This window comes from Dyella marensis (assembly GCF_049532885.1).
Lineage (GTDB): Bacteria > Pseudomonadota > Gammaproteobacteria > Xanthomonadales > Rhodanobacteraceae > Dyella_D > Dyella_D marensis.
Map to the genome: position 1 here is coordinate 398600 of NZ_CP064029.1, position 13704 is coordinate 412303.

The 13704-nt window shown below is 63.4% G+C and carries 9 protein-coding genes, 2 tRNA genes and 2 rRNA genes; 10 read left to right on the forward strand and 3 right to left on the reverse strand.

All coding sequences use genetic code 11. The features are described 5' to 3' along the window. The first annotated feature begins 62 nt into the window (after window positions 1–62). The 5 genes from ISN75_RS01680 (at window position 63) to ISN75_RS01700 (ending at window position 5404) form a co-directional block, all read left to right on the forward strand. On the forward strand, window positions 63–656 hold the full coding sequence (locus ISN75_RS01680; RefSeq protein ID WP_168649202.1) for an LON peptidase substrate-binding domain-containing protein: 594 nt from the start codon (window positions 63–65) through the stop codon (window positions 654–656). A 103-nt stretch (window positions 657–759) separates the two neighbouring features. Then, entirely contained in the window at window positions 760–1578 is an 819-nt protein-coding gene (locus tag ISN75_RS01685; protein ID WP_167255368.1) for an SDR family oxidoreductase, read from the forward strand. A gap of 12 nt (window positions 1579–1590) precedes the next feature. Then, a complete protein-coding gene (locus ISN75_RS01690) occupies window positions 1591–2013 on the forward strand; it encodes a VOC family protein (RefSeq protein ID WP_343819082.1) in 423 nt (140 codons plus the stop codon). A 213-nt stretch (window positions 2014–2226) separates the two neighbouring features. After that, window positions 2227–3564 (forward strand): sigma-54 dependent transcriptional regulator, encoded by a 1338-nt coding sequence (locus tag ISN75_RS01695; RefSeq protein WP_167255372.1) that lies wholly within the window; start codon window positions 2227–2229, stop codon window positions 3562–3564. A 604-nt stretch (window positions 3565–4168) separates the two neighbouring features. Next, window positions 4169–5404, forward strand: a complete 1236-nt coding sequence (locus ISN75_RS01700) for an acetylornithine transaminase (RefSeq protein WP_343819079.1) — start codon at window positions 4169–4171, stop codon at window positions 5402–5404. Between the two features lie 53 nt (window positions 5405–5457). On the opposite strand, the gene hemL is transcribed toward ISN75_RS01700, so the two are convergent. Further along, a complete protein-coding gene (hemL, locus tag ISN75_RS01705; RefSeq protein WP_343819078.1) occupies window positions 5458–6738 on the reverse strand; it encodes a glutamate-1-semialdehyde 2,1-aminomutase in 1281 nt (426 codons plus the stop codon). Further along, complete coding sequence (gene thiE / locus ISN75_RS01710) at window positions 6735–7373, reverse strand: thiamine phosphate synthase (protein WP_167255377.1); 639 nt, start codon at window positions 7371–7373, stop codon at window positions 6735–6737. The genes hemL and thiE overlap by 4 nt, the downstream gene beginning before the upstream one ends. A gap of 95 nt (window positions 7374–7468) precedes the next feature. Here thiE and ISN75_RS01715 point away from each other — a divergent pair, with 95 nt between their 5' ends. Continuing rightward, window positions 7469–7654 carry a rubredoxin gene (locus ISN75_RS01715; RefSeq protein WP_167255379.1) on the forward strand — a complete coding sequence of 62 codons (186 nt, stop codon included), beginning with the start codon at window positions 7469–7471 and terminating at the stop codon, window positions 7652–7654. A 233-nt stretch (window positions 7655–7887) separates the two neighbouring features. On the opposite strand, the gene ISN75_RS01720 is transcribed toward ISN75_RS01715, so the two are convergent. Next, window positions 7888–8337 carry a DUF192 domain-containing protein gene (locus ISN75_RS01720; protein WP_343819075.1) on the reverse strand — a complete coding sequence of 150 codons (450 nt, stop codon included), beginning with the start codon at window positions 8335–8337 and terminating at the stop codon, window positions 7888–7890. A gap of 455 nt (window positions 8338–8792) precedes the next feature. Between ISN75_RS01720 and ISN75_RS01725 the strand changes: the two genes are divergently transcribed. The 4 genes from ISN75_RS01725 (at window position 8793) to ISN75_RS01740 (ending at window position 13675) form a co-directional block, all read left to right on the forward strand. After that, window positions 8793–10339: ribosomal RNA gene (locus tag ISN75_RS01725) — 16S ribosomal RNA — on the forward strand. A 109-nt stretch (window positions 10340–10448) separates the two neighbouring features. Further along, window positions 10449–10525: transfer RNA gene (locus ISN75_RS01730), tRNA-Ile, on the forward strand. Window positions 10526–10529: 4 nt separating this feature from the next. Continuing rightward, window positions 10530–10605 (forward strand) — tRNA-Ala (locus ISN75_RS01735). A 191-nt stretch (window positions 10606–10796) separates the two neighbouring features. Beyond that, window positions 10797–13675: ribosomal RNA gene (locus ISN75_RS01740) — 23S ribosomal RNA — on the forward strand. Together the 16S and 23S rRNA genes with 2 tRNA genes alongside form the textbook arrangement of a ribosomal RNA operon. Window positions 13676–13704 lie beyond the last annotated feature (29 nt).

Genomic DNA, 13704 nt, shown 5'->3' on the forward strand with positions numbered 1-13704 from the left:
GTGCGGTGCCGGGCCGGTCGCCGTCCAGTGATGCCGACTGGCTACACTGCCACCCCATGGCCATGCCGCTGCCCGACGAACTGCCGCTGTTTCCGCTCTCGACCGTGCTGTATCCCGGCGGGCATCTGTCATTGCGCGTGTTCGAGCGGCGCTACCTGGACATGGTGCGCGACTGCTCGCGCCGCGGCACCGGTTTCGGCGTGTGCCTGATCCTCAAGGGCCAGGAAGTGGGCGAGCCGGCCATGCCGGCCGCGGTCGGCACGCTGGCGCGCATCATCGACTTCAGCCATGGCGACGACGGCCTGCTCGGCATCGTCGCGCAGGGCGAGGAACGTTTCCGCGTGGCGCGCACGCGCGTGCGCTCCGACGGCCTGGTCACCGGCCAGGTGGAGCACTGGCCCGCCGAGCGCAGCGACACCGTGCCGGTCGAGTTCGCCCTGCTGCAGACCATCCTGGGCCGCCTGCTCGAGCACATGGCGCCGCAATGGCGCCACGCCACCACGGCCGATTACGACGATGCCAGCTGGCTCGGCTTCCGCCTGGCCGAACTGCTGCCGCTGGAACTGGAAGAACACCAGCGCCTGCTGGAACTGACCGACCCGGTGCGCCGCCTGGCCGAGCTGCAGCACATCCTGCCGCGCTTCCAGAAAGCCTGATCGAAAGACGGCGTGAACGTTTAAAACTTGCCCGATCCTCCATGCGCTTTGCGCATGCCCTGGCCGCTCCTACACTTGGCGTTTTCCAGCGGGAAGCAAGGCCATGGCGAGTCTCCAGGGCAAGACCTTGTTCATCACCGGCGCCTCGCGCGGCATCGGCCTGGCGATCGCGCTGCGCGCCGCGCGCGACGGCGCCAACGTCGCCATCGCGGCCAAGAGCAGCGTGCCGAATCCGAAACTGCCCGGCACCATCCACACCGCCGCGGCGGAAGTGGACGCCGCCGGCGGCAAGGGCCTGGCGATCAAGTGCGACATCCGCGAAGAGGACGAAGTGAAAGCGGCGGTCGCCGCCACCGTCGAAGCCTTCGGCGGCATCGACATCCTGGTCAACAACGCCAGCGCGATCTGGCTGGCCGGCGCGCTCGACACGCCAATGAAGCGCTTCGACCTGATGCAGCAGGTGAATGCGCGCGGTTCGTTCCTGTGCGCACAGGCCTGCCTGCCGCATCTGCTGAAGTCCGCCAACCCGCACATCCTCACGCTGGCGCCGCCGCCTTCGCTCGATCCCAAATGGTGGGCGCCGCATACCGGCTACACGCTGGCCAAGATGGGCATGAGCTTCGTCACCCTGGGCCTGGCCGGCGAATTCGGCCCGCGGGGCGTGGCGGTGAATGCGCTGTGGCCGCGCACCATCGTGGCCACCGATGCGCTGAACATGATTCCCGGCGTCGACGTGCCCCGCTGCCGCAAGCCGGAGATCGTCGCCGACGCCGCGCATGCGGTACTGGTGCGGCCGGCCCAGGGGTTCCATGGGCAGTTCCTGATCGACGAGGAGGTGCTGCGCGAGGCGGGCGTCACCGACTTCGCCCCGTACGCCGTCGATCCGTCGAAGCCGCTGCTGCCCGATCTGTTTCTGGATTGAAGAGGACAACCCATGAAGTACCTGCACAGCATGGTCCGCGTGCGCGACGTCGACGCCAGCCTGCGTTTCTTCTGCGAAGGGCTGGGGCTGAAGGAAACGCGGCGGATGGAAAGCGCCGCCGGCAAGTTCACCCTGATCTACCTCGCCGCGCCGGCCTCGCCGGAAGCCGAGGTGGAGCTCACCTACAACTGGGGCTCCGACGAGGATTACGGCAGCGCGCGCAATTTCGGCCACCTCGCCTTCGAGGTCGACGACATCTACCGCACCTGCCAGCACCTGCAGGACCTGGGCTACACCATCAACCGCCCGCCGCGCGACGGCCACATGGCCTTCGTGCGCTCGCCGGACCTGATCTCGATCGAGCTGCTGCAGCGCGGCGGCCATCTGCCGCCGCAGGAACCGTGGGCCTCGATGGCCAATACCGGCGTCTGGTGAGTGCCGTTCAGCGGGCGCGCCGGGCGCCCGCTCCCCCATCTGGCTGACCCTGCGCCGTCCATTCGGCCGGTGCCCATGACACCCGTGAACCTATAACGTGTGAGGCATATCACACTTCTGTAGCAACCCCGGGGGAAGGGACTGCGGAACGTGACCGCAGGGTGCGGCTGGGAGACCGCGCCACGTCCGAGACCGGCGACGGGGGAAAGGCCCATGGCTGTGAGCAAGGCAGACGCCAAGCGCTGCGTCGTGTGGTTCGGCCAGCCCAGCGCCACCGAGCGCATGCGTCTTAACCGGGCCGGCTGGTATGTCCGCGTCGCCGACGCTTCCGCCGTGGGCGGCATCGGCACGCGCGGCGGCAATACCGTGGTGGCGGTGGCGGATCTGCGCGAAGCCGAGGCCGCGAGCATGACCGCGATGGCACTGGTGATGGACGCCCACCCGGGCCTGCCCTGGCTGGCGCTGATGCCGGCGGAGATGCCGGCCGGCGAGCCGGCCCTGGGCGGCATGATCGACACCTGCGTCGATGTCTTCACCGCACCGGTCGACGTCGACCGCCTGCTCGATTCCCTGGGTTATCTCGGCGGCGACATCGTCGCGGCGGAGCCGGACGACTTGGGCATCACCGGACACAGCAAGGCCACCCGCGCGGTGATCGCCAGCGTGCGCAAGTACGCGCCGGTGGACCTGCCGGTGCTGATCACCGGCGAAACCGGCACCGGCAAGGAAGTGGCGGCGCGCGCGCTGCACAGCCTGTCGCGGCGCGCCGGGCGCCCGTTCGCGGCGATCAACTGCGGCGCGCTGCCGCCGAACCTGGTGCAGTCCGAACTGTTCGGCCACGAGCGCGGCGCCTTCACCGGCGCCAATGCGCGGCGCCTGGGCCATTTCGAGACCGCGGCCGGCGGCACGGTCTTTCTCGACGAGGTGGGCGACCTGCCGGCCGACGCGCAGACCAGCCTGCTGCGCTTTCTGCAGGAAGGCACGCTGGAGCGCGTGGGCAGCAGCCAATCGATCACCCTGGACGTGCGCGTGCTGGCGGCCACGCACGTGGACCTGGAGCGCGCGGTGGAACAGGGCCGCTTCCGCGAAGACCTGTACTACCGCCTCAACGTGCTGCGCCTGCATATGCCGGCGCTGCGCGAGCGCGAGGACGACGTGGTGCTGCTGGCCCAGCATTTCCTCGACGCGTTCCGCGAACACCACGGCAGCCACGCGCGCACCTTCAGCAGCGCCGCGCGCCAGGCGATGCGCCATTTCGGCTGGCCCGGCAATGTGCGCGAGCTGCTCAACCGCGTGCAGCGCGCGGCGGTGGTGGCGGAGGATGCGCTGATCACGCCGGAAGACCTGGACCTGGCCCATGTGTCGCAGATGCCCTCGGGCCGCGCCACGCTGGGCAGCGCGCGCGTGGCCGCGGAGCGCGAGGCGGTGATCAGCTGCCTGCGCGAATGCCATTTCAACGTGAGCGAGTGCGCGCGGCGGCTGAAGGTCTCGCGCGTCACCATCTATCGCCTGTGCAAGAAGCATGGGCTGGCGCTGGAACAGCTGCGCTGATCGCAGTTCGTCATTCCGGCGCAGCGCCGTAGGTTGGGGTGAGCGCAGCGAACCCCAACATGGCCGCATCCTGACGTCTCGCACTGTTGGGGTTCGCCTTTGGCTCACCCCAACCTACGTCCAGGTCCGGAATGCGGGCAAGGAAGAGACGGAGGGCCCCCGGCCTACAGGGGTCAGCCGGGGGCCTCCGTTGGTGCCCGGCCACAGGGATCGCCGGGTTACCGCCCGCGTCGCCATCGGAGGGGATGGCTTTGAACTGGGTCGCTGATTCATAGGGCAAGTGGCGTGCCAGCCTCCCGGCACGAGCAGTGCCGAACAATTTCAACGGCTTGCGAAAACGCCTCCAGGGCTGCTGTAACAGCGGTGTTGCACCGATGGCTGGGCGCGGCGCAGCGCGATGGCCCCCCGCAAGGCGCGGAACCTCCGTGAAGAGATGTAACACCGGCGTGCCGCTGTAACGCCCGGGCGGACAACGCCCGCGCATGGCGCGTGGAAATGCGCGGGCGCTGGTTCTACGATGCGGGACGCCCCGCTCCCAAGCAGGCGTTTTCCCCACTCAACCATTCAGCGGTGTTGCCGCATGGCAATGCCCGGAGCCCTTTACATGCACGCGCAGGATTCCTCGTCGTCCCTGATCGAACTCGGCAAGCGCTACTGGCTGCCGGTGTACCGACCCCGCGAGGTCGTACTGGATCACGGCAAAGGCGCGCGCGTGTGGGATACCGAAGGGCGCGACTACGTGGACCTCGGCGCCGGCATCGCGGTGAACGCGCTGGGCCACCAGGACCCGGACCTGCTCGACGCGCTGGTGACCCAGGCGCACAAGCTCTGGCACAGCAGCAACGTGTTCTACACCGAGCCGCCGCTGCGCCTGGCCGAGGAGCTGGTGCAGGCGTCGGGCTTCGCCGAGCGCGTGTTCCTGTGCAATTCCGGCACCGAGGCGAACGAGGCCGCGATCAAGCTGGTGCGCAAGTGGGCCGCCTCCAAGGGCCGCGCGCCGGAACAGCGCGTGATCCTGACCTTCCGCGGTTCCTTCCACGGCCGCACCCTGGCTGCGGTGACCGCCACCGCGCAGCCGAAGTACCAGGAACAGTACGAGCCGCTGCCGGGCGGCTTCCGCTATCTCGATTTCAACGACGTCGCCGGCCTGGAAGCGGCGTTCGCCCAGGGCGACGTAGCCGCGGTGATGCTGGAGCCGGTGCAGGGCGAAGGCGGCGTGGTGCCCGCGTCGCCGGCCTTTATCCGCCGCGCGCGCGAACTGTGCGACGCGCACGAGGCGCTGCTGGTGCTGGACGAGATCCAGTGCGGCATGGGCCGCACCGGCACGCTGTTCGCGCATGCGCAGGACGGTGTGACGCCGGACATCGTCACCCTGGCCAAGGCGCTGGGTTGCGGTTTCCCGGTCGGGGCCATGCTGGCCGGCCCCAGGGTGGCCGAAGTGATGCAGTACGGCGCGCATGGCACCACCTTCGGCGGCAACCCGATGGCCGCGGCGGTGGCGCGGGTGGCGCTGCGCAAGCTGGGTTCCCCGGAGCTGATGGCGAATGTCGCGCGGCAGGCGCAGGCGCTGCGCGACGGGCTGGCGGCGATCGATGCGGAACTGCACCTGTTCGAGGGCGTGCGCGGCCGCGGCCTGATGATCGGCGCGGTGCTGGCGGAGCCGTACAAGGGGCGCGCAGGCGAAGTGCTCGATCACGCCGCGGCGCACGGCTTGCTGGTGCTGCAGGCCGGCCCCGATGTGCTGCGCTTCGTGCCGCCGCTGAACATCACCGATGCGGATCTGGCCGAAGGCCTGTCGCGCCTGCGCGCGGCGCTGACCGATTTCGTCGGCAAGCGCTGATCCACTTCGTACGGGTATCCGGCGCCGCGTGCGAACGCGGCGCCGGTTTCGTTTCAGGCGCGAGTGGCGCGCAGGGTCTGGCGGGCCGCTTCCAGCGTCGCGGCGATGTCTTCGTCGCTGTGCGCGCTGGACAGGAAGCCGGCTTCGAACGCCGACGGCGCCAGATACACGCCGCGCTCCAGCATGCCGTGGAAGAAGCGGCTGAACGCGGCAGTGTCGGCCGCGGTGGCCTGGGCGTAGCTTTCGACCTTCTCCGAGGTGAAGAACAGGCCGAACATGCCGCCCACGCGGTTGGTGCTGAACGGCACGCCTTCGCCGTCGGCCACCGCCTGGAAGCCATCGGCCAGCAGGCGCGTGCGCGCGGCGAGGCGGTCGTAGAAGCCCGGTTCCTGGATTAGCTCCAGCATGGCCAGGCCCGCCGCCATCGCCACCGGATTGCCGCTGAGCGTGCCGGCCTGGTAGATCGGGCCGGCCGGTGCGATCTGTTCCATCAGCTCGCGGCGGCCGCCATAGGCGCCCACCGGCATGCCGCCGCCGATGATCTTGCCGAAGGTGCTCAGGTCCGGCGTGATGCCGTAATGCGCCTGCGCGCCGCCCAGCGCCACGCGGAAGCCGGTCATCACCTCGTCGAAGATCAGCAGCGCGCCGTGGCGCGTGCATAGATCGCGCAGGCCCTGCAGATAGCCGTCCTTCGGCGCGATGCAGTTCATGTTGCCGGCGACCGGCTCGATGATCAGGCCGGCGATATCGCTGCCGTGCTCGGCGAACAGCGTCTCGGCCGCGGCCAGGTCGTTATAGGCGAGGGTGAGCGTGAGGTCCGCCGCCGCCTTCGGCACGCCGGGCGAGGTGGGCACGCCGAAGGTGAGCGCGCCGGAGCCGGCCTTCACCAGGAAGCTGTCGCCGTGGCCGTGGTAGCAGCCTTCGAACTTCACGATCTTGCTGCGGCCGGTGGCGCCGCGGGCCAGGCGGATCGCCGACATGGTGGCTTCGGTGCCGGAATTGACCATGCGCACCATCTCCACCGACGGCACCAGGCGGGTGATGGTCTCGGCCATGGTGACTTCGGCGGGGCAGGGCGTGCCAAACGAAAGACCGTCCTTGATCGCCCGCTCCACCGCTTCGCGCACGCGCGGATGGTTGTGGCCGACGATCATCGGGCCCCACGAACCCACGTAGTCGATATAGCGCTTGCCTTCCACGTCCCATAGATAGGCGCCATCGGCGCGCGCGGTGAAGAACGGCTCGCCGCCGACCGACTTGAAGGCGCGCACGGGCGAGTTCACGCCGCCCGGCATCAGTTGCTTGGCGCGCTGGAAGAGTTCGTGGTTGGTCATCGCGGGGTTCCGGAAGCAGTGGTGTACAGGGCGGAGAAGGTTTGCGCGGCGGCGCGCACGTCGGCGGCGCCGAACAGGGCGGAAATCACCGCCAGATAATCCGCGCCGGCGTCCACCAGGGAGCCGGCATTGTCCGGCGTGATGCCGCCGATCGCCACACGGGGCAGGCCCAGCGCGGCGCTCTGCCGCAGCAGTTCCGGCGCGGCGCGGCGGGCCAGCGGCTTGGTCGGCGACGGGAAAAAGGCCCCGAAGGCGAGGTAGTCGGCGCCGGCCGCGGCCAGCTCCTGCGCGCGTTCGAGCGAGTCGTAGCAGGACACGCCGATGATCGCCTGCGCGCCCAGCGCCGCGCGGGCGGCCGCGAGCGCGGGATCGTGCTCGCCCAGATGCACGCCGTCGGCCTGGATGGCGGCGGCGAGCCGGACGTCGTCATTGACGATCAGCGGCACGCCATGGCCGGCGCAGAGCTGCCGCAGCGCGGCGGCTTCGGCATGGCGGCGGGCCGGGTCGGTACTCTTGTCGCGGTACTGGACCAGGCGGGCGCCGCCTTCCAGCGCCTGGGCCACGGCGGCCAGCAGGCCGTCGCGGGGGCCGTCGGTAATGGCGTAGAGGCCGGGGTTTCTGAGCTTCGGATGCATGGAATCTGGTGGCGAATGGTCGCCGTACGCTTCCGCACGGCCGGCCGAGTTGCGAGAATGCGCCTCTTGTTCCCTTTTCAAGCAGCGCAATAACGATGAGTCAGGGCTCTCCCAACAAGAAGTGGATGTGCGTGGTCTGCGGCTTTATCTATGACGAAGCCGAGGGCGTGCCCGACGAAGGCATCGATCCGGGTACCCGCTGGGAAGACGTGCCCGATACCTGGACCTGCCCGGACTGCGGCGCGACCAAGGCCGACTTCGAAATGGTCGAGGTCGACTGAAAGCGCTCCCGCTTCTGTCAGCACGCGGCCCGAATTTGCCATCGCATTGACCGGACCGCGTGTTCTGATGCTCCCGCGTCCCTCGCAGAGGGACGCTTCAGCAGGGAGCCTCACATGCAACAGTTCGTACCGTTCGAAGACGATTGGGATGCCCTGGAAAAGCTGCTTCCCGAATCGCTGATTCCATTCCGCATCGGCGTGCCCATCGCACACGATCAGGCCGCAACGGCCGATCACTCCACCTTGCCGACGTTTCCTTCCACCGTCAGTTCGTCGCCCGGCGTCGCATAGATGCGGCCGGCGGTACCCGCGGGCAGCTCCAGTACGTAGCGGGCCGGGGCATTGCTCGGGTAGGTGGCGCACGGGTCCGCCTTGCACGGCGGCACGTCGAGCTGCATCGAGACCAGCTTGCGGTCGGCATCGAAGTACAGGATGTCGAGCGGGATGAGCGTGTTCTTCATCCAGAACGAGCGCTGATCGGTATCGGGAAACACGAACAGCATGCTGTGATCGGGCGCGAGCGAGGTGCGCATCATCAGGCCGCGCGCACGCGTGGCATCGGTAATGGCGAACTCGGTGGTGAAACGCTTGCCGTGCAGCGTCACGCTGGGCTGTGACGAAGGCGCCGCGGCGGCGCATGCGGTGATGGCGAACAACAGGGGCGCTACTAGCAGGCTTTTCATCGCTACCTCGAGTCCTTCTCTATAGGTGAGTGGATGCGCGCGAGTGTAGCGGGGCGCGGATTGTCATCTGATGGAAAAATTTTCCGCGCAACCCCTTCACAGATTCCTGGATGGACGATATGATTCTCGCCCCTTCGACGAAACGCCTTCGACGAAGGGTTCCACGGCAACACGGCACGATGAAAATTCTTCGCTGCAGGTGTTGACGGACCGGAAAGACGATGTAGAATGGGCGGCTCACCCGGGACGAAACGTCTCGGGGCGATTCGAAGAACGGATCGCAAGTGATTGATCTTTGACAGTGTGCGCAGGTGACTTGTGTGGGCGTCTTGCGTTGGATGGATTCATGTCCAACAAATGCAAGCGTCTAACCTAAGAGTCAATTCAAAAGCTTGACGTTTTATGGTTAGGACAACGCTTCAGAAAGATAGAGCATCTTCGGATGTTCGAAAACTTAAGTGAAGAGTTTGATCCTGGCTCAGATTGAACGCTGGCGGCATGCCTAACACATGCAAGTCGAACGGCAGCACAGCAGTAGCAATACTGTGGGTGGCGAGTGGCGGACGGGTGAGTAATGCATCGGGACCTGCCCAGACGTGGGGGATAACGTAGGGAAACTTACGCTAATACCGCATACGTCCTACGGGAGAAAGCGGGGGATCGAAAGACCTCGCGCGGTTGGATGGACCGATGTTCGATTAGCTAGTTGGTGAGGTAATGGCTCACCAAGGCGACGATCGATAGCTGGTCTGAGAGGATGATCAGCCACACTGGGACTGAGACACGGCCCAGACTCCTACGGGAGGCAGCAGTGGGGAATATTGGACAATGGGCGAAAGCCTGATCCAGCAATGCCGCGTGTGTGAAGAAGGCCTTCGGGTTGTAAAGCACTTTTATCAGGAGCGAAATACTGCCGGCTAATACCCGGCGGGGCTGACGGTACCTGAGGAATAAGCACCGGCTAACTTCGTGCCAGCAGCCGCGGTAATACGAAGGGTGCAAGCGTTAATCGGAATTACTGGGCGTAAAGCGTGCGTAGGCGGTTCTTTAAGTCTGCTGTGAAATCCCCGGGCTCAACCTGGGAATGGCAGTGGATACTGGAGAGCTAGAGTGTGATAGAGGATGGTGGAATTCCCGGTGTAGCGGTGAAATGCGTAGAGATCGGGAGGAACATCAGTGGCGAAGGCGGCCATCTGGATCAACACTGACGCTGAGGCACGAAAGCGTGGGGGAGCAAACAGGATTAGATACCCTGGTAGTCCACGCCCTAAACGATGCGAACTGGATGTTGGTCTCAACTCGGAGATCAGTGTCGAAGCTAACGCGTTAAGTTCGCCGCCTGGGGAGTACGGTCGCAAGACTGAAACTCAAAGGAATTGACGGGGGCCCGCACAAGCGGTGGAGTATGTGGTTTAATTCGATGCAACGCGAAGAACCTTACCTGGCCTTGACATGTCTGGAATCCCTGCAGAGATGCGGGAGTGCCTTCGGGAATCAGAACACAGGTGCTGCATGGCTGTCGTCAGCTCGTGTCGTGAGATGTTGGGTTAAGTCCCGCAACGAGCGCAACCCTTGTCCTTAGTTGCCAGCACGTAATGGTGGGAACTCTAAGGAGACTGCCGGTGACAAACCGGAGGAAGGTGGGGATGACGTCAAGTCATCATGGCCCTTACGGCCAGGGCTACACACGTACTACAATGGTCGGTACAGAGGGTTGCAATACCGCGAGGTGGAGCCAATCCCAGAAAGCCGATCCCAGTCCGGATCGAAGTCTGCAACTCGACTTCGTGAAGTCGGAATCGCTAGTAATCGCAGATCAGCTATGCTGCGGTGAATACGTTCCCGGGCCTTGTACACACCGCCCGTCACACCATGGGAGTGAGTTGCTCCAGAAGCCGTTAGCCTAACCGCAAGGAGGGCGACGACCACGGAGTGGTTCATGACTGGGGTGAAGTCGTAACAAGGTAGCCGTATCGGAAGGTGCGGCTGGATCACCTCCTTTCGAGAACGACAGAACCGCTGACGTAAGACGTCCACACAAGACACCTGCATATCCGCACGCCAATGGCGTGAAAGGCGCGCTCCGCAAGGGGCGGCCTCGAAAGCTTTATGGGTCTGTAGCTCAGGTGGTTAGAGCGCACCCCTGATAAGGGTGAGGCCGGTGGTTCGAGTCCTCCCAGACCCACCACTAAGGGGCCATAGCTCAGCTGGGAGAGCACCTGCTTTGCAAGCAGGGGGTCGTCGGTTCGATCCCGACTGGCTCCACCAGTTCCACGCGGATATGTAGCGCACACAAAAAGATTTTGAAGCGAGACGGCACTGTGGCCGATTTCGTGTTCTTTGAAAATGTAAACGAGTGACAAGCGTCTTGGTTCGAAACCGAATCGAGATGTGTCGTTGAGGCAATTAAGCGAACGCGTTGTTTGGACGTGTGATCCCGAGGCGACTTGGGGTTATATGGTCAAGCGACCAAGCGTATACGGTGGATGCCTTGGCGGTCAGAGGCGATGAAGGACGTGGCAGCCTGCGAAAAGTGTCGGGGAGCTGGCAACAAGCTTTGATCCGGCAATGTCCGAATGGGGAAACCCACTGCGTAAGCAGTATCACTGAGTGAATACATAGCTCTGTGAAGCGAACTCGGGGAACTGAAATATCTAAGTACCCGAAGGAAAAGAAATCAACCGAGATTCCGTCAGTAGCGACGAGCGAACGCGGACTAGCCCAAAAGCACAGCATGTTTTAGCCGAACGGTTTGGAAAAGCCGGCCATAGCAGGTGATAGCCCTGTAGGCGAAAAGGCACGTTGTGTGAAATTGAGTAAGGCGGGGCACGTGAAACCCTGTCTGAACATGGGGGGACCATCCTCCAAGGCTAAATACTCCTGACCGACCGATAGCGAACAAGTACCGTGAGGGAAAGGCGAAAAGAACCCCGGAGAGGGGAGTGAAATAGACCCTGAAACCGTATACGTACAAGCAGTGGAAGCCCGCAAGGGTGACTGCGTACCTTTTGTATAATGGGTCAGCGACTTACTGTCAGTGGCGAGCTTAACCGTCTAGGGGAGGCGAAGGGAAACCGAGTCTGAATAGGGCGCATAGTCTCTGGCAGTAGACCCGAAACCGAGTGATCTATCCTTGGCCAGGTTGAAGGTGCGGTAACACGCACTGGAGGACCGAACCCACATCTGTTGCAATAGATGGGGATGAGCTGAGGATAGGAGTGAAAGGCTAAACAAACTCGGAGATAGCTGGTTCTCCTCGAAAGCTATTTAGGTAGCGCCTCGTATGTATCTTCCTGGGGGTAGAGCACTGTTATGGCTAGCGGGTCATCGCGACTTAGCAAACCATGGCAAACTCCGAATACCAGGACAGACTGTACGGGAGACACACGGCGGGTGCTAACGTCCGTCGTGAAAAGGGAAACAACCCAGACCCGCAGCTAAGGTCCCAAAGTTAGTGCTAAGTGGAAAACGATGTGGGAAGGCACAGACAGCCAGGAGGTTGGCTTAGAAGCAGCCACCCTTTAAAGAAAGCGTAATAGCTCACTGGTCGAGTCGGCCTGCGCGGAAGATTTAACGGGGCTAAGCACTACACCGAAGCTCGGGGTGCACACTTTGTGTGCGCGGTAGAGGAGCGTTCCGTAAGCCTGTGAAGGTGGGTTGAGAAGCCTGCTGGAGGTATCGGAAGTGCGAATGCTGACATGAGTAACGATAATGCGGGTGAAAAGCCCGCACGCCGAAAGCCCAAGGTTTCCTCGCGCAACGTTCATCGGCGCAGGGTGAGTCGGCCCCTAAGGCGAGGCAGAAATGCGTAGTCGATGGGAAGCCGGTTAATATTCCGGCACTTGTCTGCAGTGCGATGTGGGGACGGAGAAAGTTAGGTCTACCGGGCGTTGGTTGTCCCGGGGAAAGGCGGTAGGTGGTGATCTTTGGCAAATCCGGGATCACATACACCGAGCACCGAGACGAGCCCTTTAGGGCGAAGTGACTGATACTACGCTTCCAGGAAAAGCCACTAAGCTTCAGCTGCAGAGAAACCGTACCGTAAACCGACACTGGTAGGCAGGGTGAGAATCCCAAGGCGCTTGAGAGAACTCGGGTGAAGGAACTAGGCAAAATGGCACCGTAACTTCGGGAGAAGGTGCGCCCTTTTTGGTGGCTACGTGCGTAGCTGAGCTGAGAAGGGTCGCAGTAACCTGGCCGCTGCGACTGTTTATCAAAAACACAGCACTCTGCAAACACGAAAGTGGACGTATAGGGTGTGACGCCTGCCCGGTGCTGGAAGGTTAATTGATGGGGTCAGCCGCAAGGCGAAGCTCTTGATCGAAGCCCCAGTAAACGGCGGCCGTAACTATAACGGTCCTAAGGTAGCGAAATTCCTTGTCGGGTAAGTTCCGACCTGCACGAATGGCGTAACGACAGCGGCGCTGTCTCCACCCGAGACTCAGTGAAATTGAAATCGCTGTGAAGATGCAGCGTTCCCGCGGCAAGACGGAAAGACCCCGTGAACCTTTACTACAGCTTCACACTGAACGTTGAGTTCTTCTGTGTAGGATAGGTGGGAGGCTATGAAACCGAGACGCTAGTTTCGGTGGAGCCATCCTTGAAATACCACCCTGAAGTGCTTGACGTTCTAACCTAGGTCCGTAATCCGGATCGGGGACCGTGTGTGGTGGGTAGTTTGACTGGGGCGGTCTCCTCCCAAAGAGTAACGGAGGAGCACGAAGGTACGCTCAGCGCGGTCGGACATCGCGCACTGTGTGCAAAGGCATAAGCGTGCTTGACTGCGAGATCGACGGATCAAGCAGGTACGAAAGTAGGTCTTAGTGATCCGGTGGTTCTGTATGGAAGGGCCATCGCTCAACGGATAAAAGGTACTCCGGGGATAACAGGCTGATACCGCCCAAGAGTTCATATCGACGGCGGTGTTTGGCACCTCGATGTCGGCTCATCACATCCTGGGGCTGTAGTCGGTCCCAAGGGTATGGCTGTTCGCCATTTAAAGTGGTACGCGAGCTGGGTTCAGAACGTCGTGAGACAGTTCGGTCCCTATCTGTCGTGGGCGTTGGAGATTTGAGGGGGGCTGCTCCTAGTACGAGAGGACCGGAGTGGACGTTCCGCTGGTGTTCGGGTTGTCATGCCCATGGCATTGCCCGGTAGCTACGAACGGAAGTGATAACCGCTGAAAGCATCTAAGCGGGAAGCACGCCCCAAGATGAGATCTCCCGAGTCCCAGAGACTCCTTAAGGCCCCATCTAGACTAGGTGGTTGATAGGCGCGGTGTGGAAGTGCAGCAATGCATTGAGCTTACGCGTACTAATGAGCCGTGCGGCTTGACCATATAACCCCAAGACGCTTCGCATAATCCTT

What these genes read in the sequence shown, in the direction of transcription:
- ISN75_RS01680 (WP_168649202.1), top strand. Translation starts at nt 63, where the DNA reads ATGCCGCTGCCCGACGAACTGCCGCTGTTTCCGCTCTCGACCGTGCTG.
- ISN75_RS01685 (WP_167255368.1), top strand. Translation starts at nt 760, where the DNA reads ATGGCGAGTCTCCAGGGCAAGACCTTGTTCATCACCGGCGCCTCGCGC.
- ISN75_RS01690 (WP_343819082.1), top strand. Translation starts at nt 1,591, where the DNA reads ATGAAGTACCTGCACAGCATGGTCCGCGTGCGCGACGTCGACGCCAGC.
- ISN75_RS01695 (WP_167255372.1), top strand. Translation starts at nt 2,227, where the DNA reads ATGGCTGTGAGCAAGGCAGACGCCAAGCGCTGCGTCGTGTGGTTCGGC.
- ISN75_RS01700 (WP_343819079.1), top strand. Translation starts at nt 4,169, where the DNA reads ATGCACGCGCAGGATTCCTCGTCGTCCCTGATCGAACTCGGCAAGCGC.
- hemL (WP_343819078.1), bottom strand. Translation starts at nt 6,738, where the DNA reads ATGACCAACCACGAACTCTTCCAGCGCGCCAAGCAACTGATGCCGGGC.
- thiE (WP_167255377.1), bottom strand. Translation starts at nt 7,373, where the DNA reads ATGCATCCGAAGCTCAGAAACCCCGGCCTCTACGCCATTACCGACGGC.
- ISN75_RS01715 (WP_167255379.1), top strand. Translation starts at nt 7,469, where the DNA reads ATGAGTCAGGGCTCTCCCAACAAGAAGTGGATGTGCGTGGTCTGCGGC.
- ISN75_RS01720 (WP_343819075.1), bottom strand. Translation starts at nt 8,337, where the DNA reads ATGAAAAGCCTGCTAGTAGCGCCCCTGTTGTTCGCCATCACCGCATGC.